This window comes from Rhizobium sp. SRDI943, from assembly GCF_057653695.1.
The window spans coordinates 877,750-892,686 of record NZ_CM172787.1; the positions used below are offsets into that span (position 1 = coordinate 877,750).

General features: G+C 60.1%; 16 protein-coding genes. 8 read left to right on the forward strand and 8 right to left on the reverse strand.

Annotated elements, in window-relative coordinates; translation table 11 throughout:
• Positions 1–90: 90 nt before the first annotated feature.
• On the forward strand, positions 91–1,128 hold the full coding sequence (locus AC245Y_RS04470; protein ID WP_026157282.1) for a LacI family DNA-binding transcriptional regulator: 1,038 nt from the start codon (positions 91–93) through the stop codon (positions 1,126–1,128).
• Between the two features lie 85 nt (positions 1,129–1,213).
• On the opposite strand, the gene AC245Y_RS04475 is transcribed toward AC245Y_RS04470, so the two are convergent.
• Entirely contained in the window at positions 1,214–2,143 is a 930-nt protein-coding gene (locus AC245Y_RS04475) for a LysR family transcriptional regulator (protein ID WP_017993334.1), read from the reverse strand.
• Positions 2,144–2,254: 111 nt separating this feature from the next.
• Between AC245Y_RS04475 and AC245Y_RS04480 the strand changes: the two genes are divergently transcribed.
• A complete protein-coding gene (locus AC245Y_RS04480) occupies positions 2,255–2,854 on the forward strand; it encodes an NADPH-dependent F420 reductase (protein ID WP_017993335.1) in 600 nt (199 codons plus the stop codon).
• Positions 2,855–2,951: 97 nt separating this feature from the next.
• A complete protein-coding gene (locus tag AC245Y_RS04485; protein ID WP_017993336.1) occupies positions 2,952–3,872 on the forward strand; it encodes a LysR family transcriptional regulator in 921 nt (306 codons plus the stop codon).
• Positions 3,873–3,932: 60 nt separating this feature from the next.
• On the opposite strand, the gene AC245Y_RS04490 is transcribed toward AC245Y_RS04485, so the two are convergent.
• Both AC245Y_RS04490 and AC245Y_RS04495 read right to left on the reverse strand, forming a co-directional pair.
• Positions 3,933–4,886 (reverse strand): NmrA/HSCARG family protein, encoded by a 954-nt coding sequence (locus AC245Y_RS04490; RefSeq protein WP_012756532.1) that lies wholly within the window; start codon positions 4,884–4,886, stop codon positions 3,933–3,935.
• Between the two features lie 263 nt (positions 4,887–5,149).
• Positions 5,150–6,124, reverse strand: a complete 975-nt coding sequence (locus tag AC245Y_RS04495; RefSeq protein WP_017993337.1) for a quinone oxidoreductase family protein — start codon at positions 6,122–6,124, stop codon at positions 5,150–5,152.
• A 69-nt stretch (positions 6,125–6,193) separates the two neighbouring features.
• Between AC245Y_RS04495 and AC245Y_RS04500 the strand changes: the two genes are divergently transcribed.
• Positions 6,194–7,060 (forward strand): LysR family transcriptional regulator, encoded by an 867-nt coding sequence (locus AC245Y_RS04500; RefSeq protein WP_020486935.1) that lies wholly within the window; start codon positions 6,194–6,196, stop codon positions 7,058–7,060.
• A 151-nt stretch (positions 7,061–7,211) separates the two neighbouring features.
• On the forward strand, positions 7,212–7,613 hold the full coding sequence (locus AC245Y_RS04505) for a GFA family protein (RefSeq protein WP_017993339.1): 402 nt from the start codon (positions 7,212–7,214) through the stop codon (positions 7,611–7,613).
• Positions 7,614–7,707: 94 nt separating this feature from the next.
• Here AC245Y_RS04505 and AC245Y_RS04510 read toward each other — a convergent pair whose 3' ends face one another.
• From AC245Y_RS04510 to AC245Y_RS04530, 5 genes are all read right to left on the reverse strand, one after another.
• On the reverse strand, positions 7,708–8,112 hold the full coding sequence (locus tag AC245Y_RS04510) for a GFA family protein (protein ID WP_026157283.1): 405 nt from the start codon (positions 8,110–8,112) through the stop codon (positions 7,708–7,710).
• 304 nt (positions 8,113–8,416) lie between these two features.
• A complete protein-coding gene (locus AC245Y_RS04515; protein ID WP_012756537.1) occupies positions 8,417–9,058 on the reverse strand; it encodes a peroxiredoxin-like family protein in 642 nt (213 codons plus the stop codon).
• A 492-nt stretch (positions 9,059–9,550) separates the two neighbouring features.
• A complete protein-coding gene (gene cysN / locus AC245Y_RS04520; RefSeq protein ID WP_012756538.1) occupies positions 9,551–11,047 on the reverse strand; it encodes a sulfate adenylyltransferase subunit CysN in 1,497 nt (498 codons plus the stop codon).
• A gap of 1 nt (position 11,048) precedes the next feature.
• Positions 11,049–12,002 carry a sulfate adenylyltransferase subunit CysD gene (gene cysD / locus AC245Y_RS04525; protein WP_012756539.1) on the reverse strand — a complete coding sequence of 318 codons (954 nt, stop codon included), beginning with the start codon at positions 12,000–12,002 and terminating at the stop codon, positions 11,049–11,051.
• 152 nt (positions 12,003–12,154) lie between these two features.
• Positions 12,155–12,931 carry a phosphoadenylyl-sulfate reductase gene (locus tag AC245Y_RS04530; protein ID WP_012756540.1) on the reverse strand — a complete coding sequence of 259 codons (777 nt, stop codon included), beginning with the start codon at positions 12,929–12,931 and terminating at the stop codon, positions 12,155–12,157.
• A gap of 421 nt (positions 12,932–13,352) precedes the next feature.
• Between AC245Y_RS04530 and AC245Y_RS04535 the strand changes: the two genes are divergently transcribed.
• The 3 genes from AC245Y_RS04535 (at position 13,353) to AC245Y_RS04545 (ending at position 14,887) form a co-directional block, all read left to right on the forward strand.
• Positions 13,353–13,799 carry an RrF2 family transcriptional regulator gene (locus tag AC245Y_RS04535; protein ID WP_017993342.1) on the forward strand — a complete coding sequence of 149 codons (447 nt, stop codon included), beginning with the start codon at positions 13,353–13,355 and terminating at the stop codon, positions 13,797–13,799.
• 247 nt (positions 13,800–14,046) lie between these two features.
• Positions 14,047–14,394: a DUF6152 family protein gene (locus AC245Y_RS04540; RefSeq protein WP_050563535.1), complete on the forward strand. Its 348-nt coding sequence runs from the start codon at positions 14,047–14,049 to the stop codon at positions 14,392–14,394.
• Positions 14,395–14,413: 19 nt separating this feature from the next.
• On the forward strand, positions 14,414–14,887 hold the full coding sequence (locus AC245Y_RS04545; protein ID WP_012756543.1) for a DUF6644 family protein: 474 nt from the start codon (positions 14,414–14,416) through the stop codon (positions 14,885–14,887).
• Positions 14,888–14,937: the final 50 nt, after the last annotated feature.

Genomic DNA, 14,937 nt, shown 5'->3' on the forward strand with positions numbered 1-14,937 from the left:
ATGTTAGTAGACTCTAAAATATTTCTTCTTCAGAAAGTAAAAACCGCGAATCGAGGGCAAGCGAGTCTCGCGGGCGACGTATAAGGGGCGATGAGGGCAGCAGTGGAGCGGGGGCGGAAAGCCAGGCGCGGCGCGCATGTGAAGTTGAGCGATGTGGCAAAGAAGGTGGGGGTCAGCCCCATCACGATTTCGCGTGCGCTTCGCAATCCTGAAATCGTCTCGGAGGATCTGCGCCAGACCATCCTGCGCACGGTGGGGGAGATGGGGTATACCCCCAATCTTGCCGCCCGGGCGCTGGCCGGTCGCCATAACGGCATCATCGGCGTCATCACGCCCGCTTTGCACCAGCACGGCTTCGCCGGCCTGATGATCGGCATCGAGGATTGCTTGCGCGCTACCGAATTCCGCGTGCAATATTCCAATACGCTCCACCATGCCGACGGCGAGGCCGGCGAGCTCAGATCCTTCCTGACGCAGAAGCCGGCCGGCGTCATCATTGCCGGCGCCGAATCCTATCGTGATCTCCTGCCGCTGATCGAGAATGCCACCTGTCCGATCGCCCATATCACCGATCTCAGCCAGGAGCCGGCAAGGCTGGTCGTCGGCCTTGATCATCATGCGGCCGGCGCCGAACCCACCCGCTTCCTGCTGTCGAGAGGCTATGAGAGGATCGGCTTCATCGGCCGCGGCACGGATATTCGCTCGCGTCGCCGGAAGGAAGGCTATGAGGCCGCGTTGCGGGAAGCCGGCCGTTTCGATCCCGATCTCGCCATTGGCGGAGATGAGGGAAGCAGCACCGGCCTCGGCAGGGAATTGTTTGCCCGCCTGTTGCAGCGCGTGCCGGATATCGATGCCGTCTTTGCCCAAAGCGACGATCTGGCGCTCGGCGTGCTCATCGAATGCGCCGTGCGCGGCATCCGCGTGCCGGAGGATGTCGGCATCTGCGGCTTCAACGATCTGGAATTTTCAGCCTTCACCCAGCCGACGCTGACGACGGTGCAAATTGCACGCTACGATATCGGCTACCGCGTCGCCGACATGCTGCTACGCGCCATCCGCGACGAGCCGCCCGGCGAAGACAAGGTCGATTGCGGCTTCTCCATCATCCCGCGCGGCTCGACGCGCTAGCGCGGCTCGACGCGGTAAGCCGATATGATCTGCAGGCTTTGTACCGGCCATGAGGCCAGTCAAAAACGCCCTCAAACTGTCGAGATCAGCCCAGGGTTCCTGCAAATCGATCCGGCCACCGTTCACGTTGAAAAACCTCCGTCAGGAAGTCGATGAACACCCTTGTCTTGGAGGGCAACAGGGTGCGGTTTGCATAATAGATCGAAATCGGGCCTGCATCGGCATACCATGCCGGGATCAATCGGATCAGCTCGCCGCTCTCCAGATAGCGAAGAGCATCCGCCTTGGCGATCATCGCGACACCAAGGCCGAGAAGTGCGGCGGATCGCATTGCCGCGGGATCGTTGACGACGATCTTCTCTTTCAAGGCCGCAGGCTGCTCATCTCCAACAAGATTGCGCATCTGCCGCTGGTGAATTCGACCCGTCCGCATCGAGCGCATGACGATACCGTCGAATTCGCGCAAGCCGGACGGATCATGAGGCGGAACACGATCGCCCATATATCCTGGTGATGCCACGGGGATAATATGAGCAGGGGCCAATGGCCTGGCGATGACACCAGGCGTCAACTCGAAACCTCCGCCGATCGCAGCATCATAGCCCTCGGCGATCAGATCGACCTGTCTGTTTTCGAACATCCATTCCGGCCGGATCATCGGATATCGCTGCATGAACTCTGGCAATAGTGGAAGGATGTAGCCGATGCCGAGTGTCGGGCTCATGCTGAGTTTCAGCACGCCGGATGGTTCGGATTGTTCGTTCGATGCCTCCGAGATCGCTCCCTGAAGGCTTTCCAGATGGTCACGGATTGAAAGCAGAAAGCGCTCGCCGGCTTCCGTGAGCGTCAGACTTCGGGTGCTTCGTTGAAACAGCCTGAGCTTCAGGTTGCCTTCAAGTGCTGCGACATTGCGGCTGACCGCCGCCGGCGTCAGGCCGAGCCGCCGTGCCGCCGAGGAGAAGCTGCCAAGCTCGGCGCTGCGCACGAAGGATTCCAGGTTTGCAAGCGTCTCCATATCATGACTTTCAATGAATGCTTGAAATTGATAACAGGCAATTCCGTCTAATCACAAGAGAATAACGAGGCGATATTCGCTCCATCGAAACCAAACAATGGAGTTATCGCAATGACCATCGGTATCATTGGCGCCGGCAAGATCGGCTCCGCCTTCGCCCGGGCCCTTGCCCGCAACGGCATCGCTGCCACGATCTCAAACAGTCGCGGCCCTGACACATTGCATGATCTTACCGAGGAGCTGTCACCGCACATTACGGCGGGGACGATCGACGAGGCGGCGAAAGCCGACCTCGTCCTTGTCGCCGTCCCTTGGTCAAAGCTTCCCAAGGCATTGGCGGGTCTTCCCGACTGGGCGGGCCGCGTCGTGATCGACGCCAACAATCCGATCGAAGGACCGCTGTTCAAACCGGCCGAGCTAAATGGCCGCCTGTCGACGGAAGTCTTTGCGAGCCTGGTGCCTGGTGCTCGCGTCGTGAAGGCATTCAACCATCTTCTGGCGCATCTGGTTTCAGCCGATCCCCGCGCCGAGGGCGGCAGCCGCGTGCTCTTCTATTCCGGCGACGATGCCCAATCGAAGGCCGAAGTGGGCGCGCTGATCTCCAGACTGGGCTTTGCCGGCATCGATCTCGGGCCGATTTCGATTGGCGGCAAGCTCGCGCAATTCCCCGGCGGGCCGTTGCCTGTCCTCAACCTCGTCAAATTCGGATGAACAGCGATCGGCCGGATCAATCCGGCCGATCTGCTCGAACTAGGCATAGCCCAGATTATTCCCTATACCGAGGGAATGATGATCATTGTGCTGAAAAATGGATAGTACGGGACTGTCTCTCGACAGAATGCGCACCTTTGTCCGCGTCGCCGAACGCGGCAACCTGTCGATGGTCGCAAGAGAGCTGGGTATCGGTCAATCCACTGTGACGCGGCACCTCAACGAACTTGAGGAGGCTGTCGGCGTACCGCTTCTCACCCGAACCACGCGACGCGTGACCCTGACCGACGAGGGTAGCCGCTATTATACCAACTGCCTGCAGATATTACGCCTGGTCGAACAGGCTGCTGAAGAAGCAAGAGATGCCCGGCAGGCCCCCGCGGGCGCTGTTCGGCTTTCTTGTACGGCAGCGCTCGGCGTGATGCACATCACGCGCCTGATCTTTGATTTCCAGGACAAGCATCCGGACATCCGGGTCGACCTCAACCTGACGGACGAGCGGATCGACCTGGTTCGCGAAGGCGTCGACGTCGCACTCCGTCTTGGGCCTCTCGCCGACAGCGCGATGAAACTTCATGCGCTCGGAGAGAGCCATCGGCTGCTGGTGGGCGCTCCGACCTATTTGTCCGTCCATGGACGGCCGCAGCACCCAGCCGATCTGTCACGCTACGAAACCGTCGTGATGTCGAATGTGGCCGGCAGCGATCAGCTCGTTCTTTCCTCTCCCGATGGCGCAAGCCTGATGATCCCCGTCGGTGGGAAGTTGCGCGTCGATCACGGGCTTGCGGCGCGCGAAGCCTTTGCCGCCGGTCGCGGCATTGGTCCTGGACACCTCTGGTTGGTCCACGATCTTCTGGACGACGGTCAACTCGAGGTCGTGCTTGGCGACTATCGTCCTTTACCGGTTCCGGTGAGCTTGCTGATCGTTCCAGAGCGTGCCGCCATTGCCCGCGTTCGGCTTCTCGTCGACTTTCTTGTCGCCGAGGTTTCCAAATTGCCGGGAATCCGGCCATCGTAAGTCTTTGTTTTCAAGCATATCGTTATTGCAAAACCGCTGCACACATTTGCGCGACATGCTTCAACGTCCGAAAGACCGCTTATCGCCACGCCACCCCGTCGTCTTGAGATATTGTTCCCAGTTGAGCGTGTCGGGGTTCAGGCGACGGCTCCATTCAAGGTCGTGCTCCTTGCCGAAATAGCCATAGTCGACAGCGTATTCGACCATCCCCAGAAGCTCTCGAACGAGAAGTTCGTTGGCAGCAAATTCTGGAAAATAGTGCAGCAGGCCATCCCGGGTGAAAGCGTTTCGATACGCGGCCTTGAGGCCGGTCACGCGCTGAAAGGTTTCGATCATCTCGCTCGGAGAAATGATGTCGCCAACGATCGGCAGGGTTTTGCCGTTGTAACGCTCGGGATTTGAGAAAATCTCGAGGACGGCAGGCCCGGTCGCGGTCAGCGGATCGACAAAAGGCGCTCGGAAATCTTCGGGAAGATAAACCGGCAGGAGCAGCGTATCGCCCTCCATGCGCGGCACATAATATTCGAGCAGATTCGTATAAAAGAATGCCAGCATGACGAAGGAATGAGAGATCGGCAAGCCGCGAATGTGGTCTGCTACGCGTGCCTTGTCGGTAAAATGCGGCGCATACTTCGTGCCACTGGTGATCTTGTCGACATTCTCCAGCGTGCTGAAAACTATATGCCCGACGCCGGCCTCAGCGGCGGCATCCGCCAGTTGTCGGCCGAGAGGGGTCTCGATGGTCTCCGGCGGGGCGATCGGCGGCGTCATCAGAAATGCGCCATCCGCGCCTTTGAAGGCGGCAACGAGGTCCTTTTGACGGCCAAGTTCGAGAGGGACGGTGACGATTTCAGCGCCGCGTTTCTCCAGACGTAAAGCTTCAGGGGAATCCTTTTTCCGGGTGAAAGCGCGCACCCGGAAACGTTGGCTGTCAAGGAGCGTCGTGGCAACGCTGCGCCCCTGTTTGCTCGTTGCGCCGACAATCGCGATCAGTGGTTTTTCATGGGCAGACATAGAGCTTTGAACCTTTCCCTGTCATTGACGCCGACTGCGGTGCCGGGCGTCATTTTGCGGGAGAGCGGTCGGCCTATGCCGAGTGCCCACCGCAATGGCGGACCCTATCTCAACAGGTTCTATGGCTGTAGATATCTGAAATACATAACATAATGCCATTTTATGGATAAATGGTGCCGGCCAAGCGCGTCGAAACCCGCACCGAGGACTGAAAGGCGCCGACAGCGATCCATGGACTCTGCCGGCGCTGTTTCTCTGGCTCTTCAAGGGATCAGCAGGATACTGCCCGCCGAGCGTCCGGATTCCATCTCTTCATGCGCCTTGGCAACATCGGCCAAACGATATTCGGCACCGATCTGCGAAACGATCCCGGTTTCCATCGCCCCGACGGCAGCCAGAGCAGCCTCGCGATACTGTCCGATGTCAGCGCACCAGGCCATGATGCTCGGATGGCAGAGCGCCTTGCCCGGGCGAAGTTCCTCGACAGGCACCGGTGGAATGGCACCGGCGGCCTGGCCGATGGTGACAGCCATGCCGAATGGGCGGACAGAGCGTATGCTTTTGAGAAGCGTGTCACCGCCGATCCCGTCATAGGCGACGTCGACACCAAGCCCGTTCGTCAGCCGCTTCACGTCCGCGACGATATCGGCGTCTCGTCCGACAATAAGGTGATCGGCTCCATACGATGCGGCGAGTGCGGCCTTTTCGGAAGAGCCGACCGTCCCGATCACCGTGGCATCGAGCGATCTGGCCCAGCGAACGAGGATGCTCCCGAGCCCGCCCGCAGCCGCATGGATCAGAACCTGGGTTCCTGCACGCACATCATAGGTCTTTTTCAGCAGCATGTAGGCGGTCATGCCTTTGAGCAGCGAACTCGCTGCCGTTTTCGCTGAAACGGCATCCGGAAGCTTGATCGCCCTTTCGGCGGCAATATTCCTGGTGGAGCGATAGGCGCCAACCGGAGGCCCTCCATAGGCGACGCGGTCACCCTTTTCGAAGATGGAGACGCCGGGACCGACATCGTCGACAATGCCCGCCGCCTCGGCGCCGATCACCGAGGGATAGGAAGGCATGGGATAGAGGCCCTTGCGGTGATAGACGTCGAGAAAGTTGGTTCCGATCGCCTCGTGACGGATTTGTATCTCGCCATGACCGGGAGGTTCACACTGGTGATGCTCCTCAACATGGAACTGGGCGGTATCACCGGGGGCGTTCAGCCATATGATTTGGTCGGTCATCTCTCGTGCTCCTTCATGGGCACAAATTAGGCGATGGCGTGGTGTGTGAAAATTCCCTATTGTTTCACAATGATTGGGAAAGAATTCACAAAACTCGACTGGGACGACCTTCGGCATTTCCTGGCGCTGGCGCAGTCCGGAACCTTGCTTGGCGCAGCAAAGCAGCTCGGCGTCGAACACGCGACGATCAGCCGGCGCGTTTCGTCGCTTGAAGGCAGTCTGGGACGCAAGCTGGTCGACCGCCGCGGAAGGCGCATCATTTTAACCTCGGACGGAGAGCAGATTGCCAGGCACGCAGCTCTTGTCGCGGCGCAGACCGCAGCAATCGAGCAGCTTGGTCGCAGCAGCGCCACGGAATTGCGGGGCCATGTCAGGATCAGCGCGCCTCCCGCTCTCTCAAGCGTGCTGTTGGCAAAGCCGATCGCGGCCGTCAGGCGAGACCATCCGGGTGTTGAGATCACGCTTGTCGGAGAAAAGCGGCTCGCCTCCCTGAACAGACGAGAGGCCGATATCGCCGTGCGCATGTCGCGTCCCGAGGACGGCGATTACGCCATCGTCAAGCTCGGCGAGACAAGCTTCCATCTCTACGCATCAAAGACCTATCTCGAAACGGTTTCCCCGTCGGACTGGACCTTCATCGGTTACGACGAAACCATGAACGCCTCACCGCAACAGCTGCGGCTAATCGAACTCGCCGCCGGCCGGCCGATCGCCGTGAGATCATCCGTTCTGGAGTTTCAGGCCGCAACCGCAAGCCTTGGCGCCGGTGTCGTCATGCTCCCCGATTTCACCGTCCTTGACACCAGCGGTCTCCAGCGCATTGAGACCGAACATCTTTTGACAAGAGAGGTCTGGCTGGTTGTCCATTCTGACATTAAAGACGTCCCCTCCATCCGCGTCGTCGTCGATGCGCTGAAGAATGCTCTCGTGAAGTAGTCCGCTCAGTTGGCCGGGGCCGCAGGGGGCAAAGGCAGCCATTGAACTGGTCGCAGCCCGGCGGAGTTCAGGTTTGCGCCCATTGCCGTCATTGATATCTCAGCCGCTGTTGTCTTTAGTGGGTCGTCACAACTTCAGGCGGGAGGAGAACATGCCAGTCGAAGCAATACGAACGGGTGGATGCCTGTGCGGTGCAGTGCGTTATGAGGTCTGGGGCGAGCCCTATCAGTCAGGGTTGTGCCACTGCAAGACGTGTAGAAAGATCACGGGCTCCGCTTTCTCCGCAACGGCAAATTGGCATCGTCGGCAATTCCAGATGTCCGGCGAAATCAGCACTTTCGATAAAAGGTCCTTCTGCCCTGTCTGTGGTTCTCGGCTCTTCTTTCTCTTCGATGGCGGCGTGGAAGTGTTTCTGGGGACGCTTGATGACGCGCCTTACGCTATCAGCCCGATGGTCGAAGTGTGGAACATTCGACGTGAACCTTGGCTCGCCCCGGTCGTCGGAGCTGCGCTTTACGAAGGAAATGAGATCGCTTCGGAAAAGGCGGACTAAGCCAAGCCAAAGCCTGCTGGGCATCCCCTTCTGCGCCGGGCACCGCTTATCGCCGAGAGAGGCCGGAATGCGCCATGAGAACTTGTCTGGCCGGTCACTCGGACACCGAACCTTGAAAGTGCTCTACCTCGTCGTCAAGCTGCACCCAATTATGTTTCGATTGTTCGAAGACTGATAGGGCAGGTGGCGCGAAGGCCGGATCGGCAAGGGAACCGACCGCCACCCCGATCCAGGACGGTGCAGCATCGGCCTTCCAATAGACGGTCGAGCCGCATGTTGGGCAAAAATGCATTCGGACCTTGCGACCGCTCTCGGCAGTACGAATGAATTCTGTAGACGTTCCAGATATTTCGACGCAGCCGATCGAGTAGAAAGCATTTGCGCTGAACGGCGCACCCGTTCTGCGCTGGCAGGCCAAACAGTGGCAGAGAGCTGTCAGTTGTGGTGGCTCGCTGAGCATCAGTCTCAGAGCGCCGCAGGCGCATTGGGCATTGGCCATGGAAACTCCTCCCGCTTGCACGGTGAAATTACGTTGAATGGGGGGGAAGCGCAGGCCCGAACCGCACATGGTGAGGGTGGGCGATGCGAAGGGGCTGAGACCTGATACAATTTCAGGCTTACAGAGGCTCAAATGTAGATCGCGGAAATGCTGAAGTCTAGAGGAAAGCCATCTGACCGCTTCGGGCCGGAAGCGGATGCGGAGCCCTCATCGGCCCCGTCGCATCGTCGGCGACGCCTTTCAGGACTTTATCGGATACCCTCGTGAGCACCACCCGGTAGGTCGTCGAGCGAGTTTTTCGTTGTTAATGTACGACTTGGGAAGCGACCGACATCAATTCCTGGGAATTCGGTGCCTGGAATGTCTGGAGCCCAGCCTCCAGAACTTCGGTGAAGCTCCAGCGTACAATGCCCTCCCGGTCGATTAGGAACTGACCGACAAGCTGCCCATGGTCGGCAGTCATCATCTGCTGATCGGCTTCCGTAATTTGATATCCTTCCTTCCTGTTGAGAAATTCGTCCATTGCCATCACGCCCATAGGCTCGGGCAACTCGCCCGGAAGATCGATCCGTATCGCCATGGCCGTGTCGATCCCGACCTCGCGTAAGCCGAAGGCTTGGTGCGAAGCCCGTACCGGGTCGGAAGCAGCAAGAAGATCGGGCATCGGATGGTAACGGAAATAGAGCCGCGCGCGTTCGACCGGGGTGTTTACCACCGCCAGAGATTGGACGCCTTTCTCACGCAGCACCGGGTTGAGATATGCCATGGCCGCGACATGGCGCCGGCAGAACGGACAATGCAGGCCTCGAAACAAACCGATCAACAATGGGCTGCGGCCACGAAAATCATCAAGTGCGATCTTTCCCTCGCGTGAGATCGCATCAAACACAACGTTCGGGACCCGGTCGCCCGGTTGTAGCGGATGGTCGACATAGAGCGTGGACATGGACAACCTCCTCGCTCGGGGATCAGTCGAGAAAAGGCGCCACGTTAAGTGCTTCTAGGTCGAAATTGAGCGCTGCAAGGCCTGAGCTCTCGTTTTACCGCACCGCCAGGATCCGATCTAAGAATGGCCCCACTTTGGCCCGCGGGCAAGCGGAAAACAGCGAATCGCGAACTGAAAAAGCCCGTTTTCTGCAAACTCTGTTTTTTTCGGCGGCCGTAGAGGCCGACTCAAAAAAATGAGCTGGGGGACCAGCCAATTTCGTTCAAGCAGCGTGAGGCCGCATAGCGGAAGCGAAACAGCATCGAGCGGCAACATTCGCTCAAATCACCAATTGACCGACTTTTCGTTAAGCCCGGATTTTCGACTTTTTCAATACTATCGGCCGGAAGCGGATGCGGAGCCCTGATCGCAAAGTCTCAGGTTCTGAGCAGCTCTGCAGCCCGCAGATTCGGCTGCGGTGAGGGGGCCAGTCTTGCTGGCCCCTTATCCTTATCAGATATCGCTTGCAGCGCTCGACCAGAGGTCGGCGGCTTCGGCTGCCGTCATGCGCCGCACCTCGGCCTCATGGCTGCGGCTGGCGAAGAGCTCGCTCGCCATGATCTGTTCGGCAAGGTCGGCCGGAAGCGAGAGGATGACGCGGGCTTCGCCATTGTGCAGGCCGCCGAGTTCCGTGCGCTTGCCGGTCACCATGCCGCCGGCGACCGTGTTGTTGGTCTCCGGATCGATCAGGATGAAGGAGCCGGAAAGCCGGTTCTGCTCATAGGGGTCGAAGATCGCGGCTTCGTCGAAGACGAGCCGGACTTTGCCGATGGCGTTCATGTAGAGCCGCTGGGCGGCGTTCCAGGCACCGGTCTTCAGTTCCAGCTGGCTGAGCGGCTGCACCTGGACACGCTGCCGGCGGCTGCCGCTCTTCAGCCAGTAACGCTTGCCGGGCTCGATACCCTCAGGCTGCAGCGCGACGATCTGCGCGTCGAAGGCAAGGCCGACCTGCGGCTGTGCGTCGATCGAGACGATCATGTCGCCGCGCGCCACATCCACCTGGCGGTCGAGCACCAGCGTGATCGCATCGCCGGCCACGGCGGCATTACGGACGAGATCGAAGGTGACGATCTTCGAGACGTTGGCGACCATGCCGGACGGCAGGATCATGACGCTGTCGCCGGGTTTGACCGAACCGCCGGCAACCGTGCCCTGATAGCCGCGGAAACTTTCGCCGGGACGCGAGACGCGCTGGACGGACAGGCGGAAGCCGACCGTCTGCGACGAGCGCACGGTGGCAAGCTCCAGCGTTTCCACCAGCGTCGGGCCGCTATACCAGGGCATGGCGGCCTGGCCGGAATAGACGACGTTTTCGCCCTTCAGCGCCGACATCGGAATGGCGGTGATCTGCTTGACGCCGAGCGACAGGGCAAATTCCCGGAAGTCATGGCTGATCTTGTCGAAGCCGGCGCGGTCGTAGCCCGTCAGGTCGATCTTGTTGATGGCAAGCACAAACTGCTTGATGCCGAGCAGCGAGGCGATCGTCGCGTGACGGCGGGTCTGCTCCAGAATGCCGAAGCGCGCATCGATCAGCAGAATGGCAAGATCGGCGGTCGAGGCGCCGGTCGCCATGTTGCGGGTATATTGCTCATGGCCGGGCGTGTCGGCGACGATGAAGGAGCGCTTGTCGGTCGAGAAATAGCGATAGGCGACATCGATGGTGATGCCCTGTTCGCGCTCGGCCTGCAGGCCGTCGAGCAGCAGGGCGAAGTCGGGCAGGCCGAGGTCGTTCTGCTTGCCGGTGGAATCGCGCTGCAACGTGGCGGCCTGGTCTTCCTTGACCGCCTTGGTGTCCCAGAGCAGGCGGCCGATCAGGGTCGACTTGCCGTCATCGACGCTGCCGCAGGTAATCAGGCGCAGCGGCCTGGTATCGCGCACGGCCTTGAGCGGCTCGGCGGCGGGCAGGTTGACGACGGTTGCGGCCGAGACGGCGGTTTGGGCTGCGGTCATCTCAGAAATATCCTTCACGCTTCTTTTTTTCCATGGAGCCGGACTGGTCGCGATCGATGGCGCGGCCCTGGCGTTCGGACACCGTTGCGATTTCGAGTTCGGCAATCACCTCTTCGAGGGTGGTGGCCTGTGAGCGGATGGCGCCGGTCAGCGGGAAGTCGCCGAGGGTGCGGAAGCGGATCATGCCTTCCTGGCGGACTTCGCCGGGCAGCAGTTCCAGGCGCGGATCCTCGGCCAGGATCATCATGCCGTCGCGTTCCACGAACGGCCGCTTCTTGGCGTAATAGAGCGGCACCAGCGGAATGTCCTCGGCCTGGATGTAGCGCCAGATATCGACCTCGGTCCAGTTCGACAGCGGGAAGGCGCGCACGCTCTCACCCTTGCGGATCATGCCGTTATAGATGTTCCAGAGTTCCGGGCGCTGGTTGCGCGGATCCCAGCGATGGTCGGGCGTGCGGAAGGAATAGATGCGCTCCTTGGCGCGGCTGGCTTCCTCGTCGCGCCGCGCACCGCCGAAAGCGGCGTCGAACTGGCCGGCATCGAGCGCCTGGCGGAGCCCTTCGGTCTTCATGATGTCGGTGAAGGCGGCCGATCCATGCGTGAACGGCGTGATGTTTTCGGCTTTGCCGCGTGGATTGATGTGCTCGATCAGATCGAGATCGTACTTCTTCGCGGTCGCGTCGCGGAAGGCGATCATCTCGGAAAATTTCCAGCCGGTGTTCACATGCAAAAGCGGGAAAGGCACGCGGCCGGGATAGAAGGCCTTGCGCGCCAGATGCAGCAGCACCGAGGAATCCTTGCCGATCGAATAGAGCATGACGGGACGCTCGAATTCGGCCGCAACCTCGCGGAAGATGTGGATGGATTCGTTTTCCAGCGCTTTCAGATGCGGGTCGAGCGGCGCCTTGGCGCTCTGCGGATTGCTGAGTTCCGTATCCGGACGGCTATCGGGCATGTCTTACTCCAGGCTATCGGTCGTTTGCGGGTGCCCGCAAAGCAATTCCTTGATGTTGGCTTTCCCCGGGAATGTTGGCTTTCCCAGGGAATGTTGACTTTCCCAAGGCTGCGGCGGTTGCCGCGCCCTGATTGGGAAAGCCGTGGGGTGATTTACTGTGCGGCGATCGCTGCGGCCTCTTCGGCGACATGCAGGCCGCATTCGCGCGTTTCGTCCTGCTCCCACCACCAGCGGCCCGCGCGTTCCGGCTCGCCAGGCTTGATCGCCCGCGTGCAGGGCTCGCAGCCGATCGAGGGATAGCCGCGCTGATGCAGCGGATTGACCGGCACGCCGTTTGCGGAAACGAAGGCCTTGATCGCCTCCAGGTCCCAGTCGGCGAGCGGATTGACCTTCAGCAGGTGGCGTTCGGCGTCATACTCGGCAAAGGGCGTTTCGGCGCGGTTGGCCGATTGGCCGCGGCGCAGGCCGGTGATCCAGATAGCGGCACCTTCGAGGGCACGCGCAAGCGGCTTCAGCTTGCGCACGCCGCAACAGGCATGCCGGGCCTCGACGCTCTCGTAGAAACCGTTGAGGCCGTATTGCGCCGCATAGGCGTCGATATCGGCCTTCTCGGGCTCGAAGCGATGGATATGGATGTCGTACTGGCTTTCGGTCTCCTCGATCAGAGACAGCGTCTCGGCAAACAGCCGGCCGGTCTGCAGCGTCGCGATATCGATCGGCAGGCGGTGCGTGCCGATCTCGGCAGTGATCACCTGATCCTCGATGCCGAGTGACGTTGTGAACACCACGCGGCCGCCAAGGCCGGAGACCAGCGACAGACGTCCGGCTAGGTCGAGGCCTGCCAGTCTGTCGTTCAGCGCCTCGGCTTCCGCAATCGGCCCTTCTTCCGCAATCGGCCCGCCTTCTACAATCGGATTGATAGCAGTCATGAGATTCCTGTCCTTTGTTGAACGGGAGTATCGCAGTTCACGCATGGATCGGACAGAAAAAGGGATTTCGAAAGCTGCGGCCGAAGGAGCAAATATCTCTCCGAAGCTGCCGCGATGCAGAAAAGCAGCCGCCTGCGGATGAAAATCCACATCGGCAGCTCGAATGTCTATAGAAATAGTAGAGTTACACGCAGCCTGTCAATCCGAAATCTGAAGTGATGCCGAAAATGGTGCAGAAGGCGCGGTTTTGGCATAGATTAAGTGCGCTTGGCCGAGAGCAAAAAACAAGGCCAAAACGCTTGTCTCTCAAGGCTTTCTCCGGCGCGTTCAAATTCCGTTCATGCTGGTTGTGCCATAGAGGTGAAAGTACTTCCGTAGCGGTGCGGAAATTCGCGCCGCCTGTGTGTGTCGATGGTCAAAAATGATTACGCAAAAGGCGAAATATGCGCTGCGGGCGCTCACGGTCTTGGCTGATGCCGATGCCGACGAACCGGTGATGATTTCCGATATCGCGGCGCAGCAAAAGATCCCGAAAAAGTTCCTCGAACAGATCCTGCTCGACCTGAAACATCACGGCGTCGTCGCCAGCCGTCGCGGCAAGCAGGGCGGTTATCTCCTGCTGAAGCCTGCCCACACGATCACCTTCGGCGAGATCCTGCGCATCATCGACGGCCCGCTCGCTCCGCTTCCCTGTCTGTCGATCACCGCCTATAGAAGGTGCGACGATTGCGATGGCGAACAGAACTGCCAGATCCGCCACGTCTTCGCCAAGGTGGCGGACGCCACCCGCAAGGTGCTGTTCTCGACGACCATCGCCGATGCCGTCGCCCCAAAGCACAGCGCCGAAGTCACGCGTCTGCTGGCCTGAGCATCAGGGTGAACTGACGCCCGCATCTTTCTTCAAGATTTGGTGAAATCCCTTTTCTTCCAGACTTGGTGCTCCACCTGCCTGCCCATGTGGTAGGGAGGATATCATGTCTATAATTTCAGCACGGCGGCTAGAGCAATTCCTGCAAAAGTGCATAGCGGTTTTGCGTCCGGAATCGCGTGAAAACAAAAAGATAGAGCATTTCCGTGGTTCGAAGAAAAACGGAAATACTCTAGTGGCTGCGGCCATGCTTTCGATGGCTTTCGCCACCGGCGCAATTGCTCATCACGGCTGGTCCTGGGCCGAGGCGGATCAGATCGAACTGCGCGGCACCATCGAGAAGATCTCCATGGGCGGACCGCATCCAACGCTCGATATCGCCACCGCCGATGACGGCGTCTGGCTCGTCGAACTCGGCAATCCGCGCCAGACGGAACGCTCCGGTTTCGTCGAAGGTGTGGCCAAGCCCGGCGACCAGGTGGTGGCCCTTGGAAACCGTTCGCAGGATCCAAAAGAAAAGCGGCTGAAGGCGGTGCGCCTCACCATCGGCGAGAAGCGCTACGATATCTATCCCGACCGCATCAAGACGAACTGACCTCTGGGCGAACTGAGCTGTGATCGACATTCTCGAATGGCTGTCGGCAACGACACCTGCGGTCGCGCTCCGGCGCTCCGGAACACTCTACATGTTCGTCAACGCAGCCCATATCCTGGCGATCGGCCTCTTGCTCGGCGCCATCCTGCCGCTCGATCTGAGGCTCGCCGGCTTCTTCCGCAAGGTGCCGGTTGAAATCGTCGCGCCGTTTCTGTCACGCGCCGCCGGCGTCGGCCTTGCCGCGGCTATTGTCACCGGCTTCTGCCTCTTCAGCGTCCGGGCGGTCGAATATGCCGGCAATTCCGCCTTCCTTGCCAAGCTCGGGCTGATCGCCCTCGGCATTCTCAACCTGTCGATTGTGCATCTCGGGCGAGGGTGGAAAATGGTGCTTTCCCTAGGCATGGTCCGGCCTGGCCTGCGCTTCTCCGCCGCCCTGTCTGCCGCCATCTGGATTGCCGCCGTGATCGCCGGACGATGGATCGGGTTTCTTTAGGGAATTAGCGAGCTGTCGGCGCGCGCCCGTCCGAGGCACTGCGGGTTCAA

What these genes read in the sequence shown, in the direction of transcription:
- AC245Y_RS04470 (WP_026157282.1), top strand. Translation starts at nt 91, where the DNA reads ATGAGGGCAGCAGTGGAGCGGGGGCGGAAAGCCAGGCGCGGCGCGCAT.
- AC245Y_RS04475 (WP_017993334.1), bottom strand. Translation starts at nt 2,143, where the DNA reads ATGGAGACGCTTGCAAACCTGGAATCCTTCGTGCGCAGCGCCGAGCTT.
- AC245Y_RS04480 (WP_017993335.1), top strand. Translation starts at nt 2,255, where the DNA reads ATGACCATCGGTATCATTGGCGCCGGCAAGATCGGCTCCGCCTTCGCC.
- AC245Y_RS04485 (WP_017993336.1), top strand. Translation starts at nt 2,952, where the DNA reads ATGGATAGTACGGGACTGTCTCTCGACAGAATGCGCACCTTTGTCCGC.
- AC245Y_RS04490 (WP_012756532.1), bottom strand. Translation starts at nt 4,886, where the DNA reads ATGTCTGCCCATGAAAAACCACTGATCGCGATTGTCGGCGCAACGAGC.
- AC245Y_RS04495 (WP_017993337.1), bottom strand. Translation starts at nt 6,124, where the DNA reads ATGACCGACCAAATCATATGGCTGAACGCCCCCGGTGATACCGCCCAG.
- AC245Y_RS04500 (WP_020486935.1), top strand. Translation starts at nt 6,194, where the DNA reads ATGATTGGGAAAGAATTCACAAAACTCGACTGGGACGACCTTCGGCAT.
- AC245Y_RS04505 (WP_017993339.1), top strand. Translation starts at nt 7,212, where the DNA reads ATGCCAGTCGAAGCAATACGAACGGGTGGATGCCTGTGCGGTGCAGTG.
- AC245Y_RS04510 (WP_026157283.1), bottom strand. Translation starts at nt 8,112, where the DNA reads ATGGCCAATGCCCAATGCGCCTGCGGCGCTCTGAGACTGATGCTCAGC.
- AC245Y_RS04515 (WP_012756537.1), bottom strand. Translation starts at nt 9,058, where the DNA reads ATGTCCACGCTCTATGTCGACCATCCGCTACAACCGGGCGACCGGGTC.
- cysN (WP_012756538.1), bottom strand. Translation starts at nt 11,047, where the DNA reads ATGACCGCAGCCCAAACCGCCGTCTCGGCCGCAACCGTCGTCAACCTG.
- cysD (WP_012756539.1), bottom strand. Translation starts at nt 12,002, where the DNA reads ATGCCCGATAGCCGTCCGGATACGGAACTCAGCAATCCGCAGAGCGCC.
- AC245Y_RS04530 (WP_012756540.1), bottom strand. Translation starts at nt 12,931, where the DNA reads ATGACTGCTATCAATCCGATTGTAGAAGGCGGGCCGATTGCGGAAGAA.
- AC245Y_RS04535 (WP_017993342.1), top strand. Translation starts at nt 13,353, where the DNA reads ATGATTACGCAAAAGGCGAAATATGCGCTGCGGGCGCTCACGGTCTTG.
- AC245Y_RS04540 (WP_050563535.1), top strand. Translation starts at nt 14,047, where the DNA reads ATGCTTTCGATGGCTTTCGCCACCGGCGCAATTGCTCATCACGGCTGG.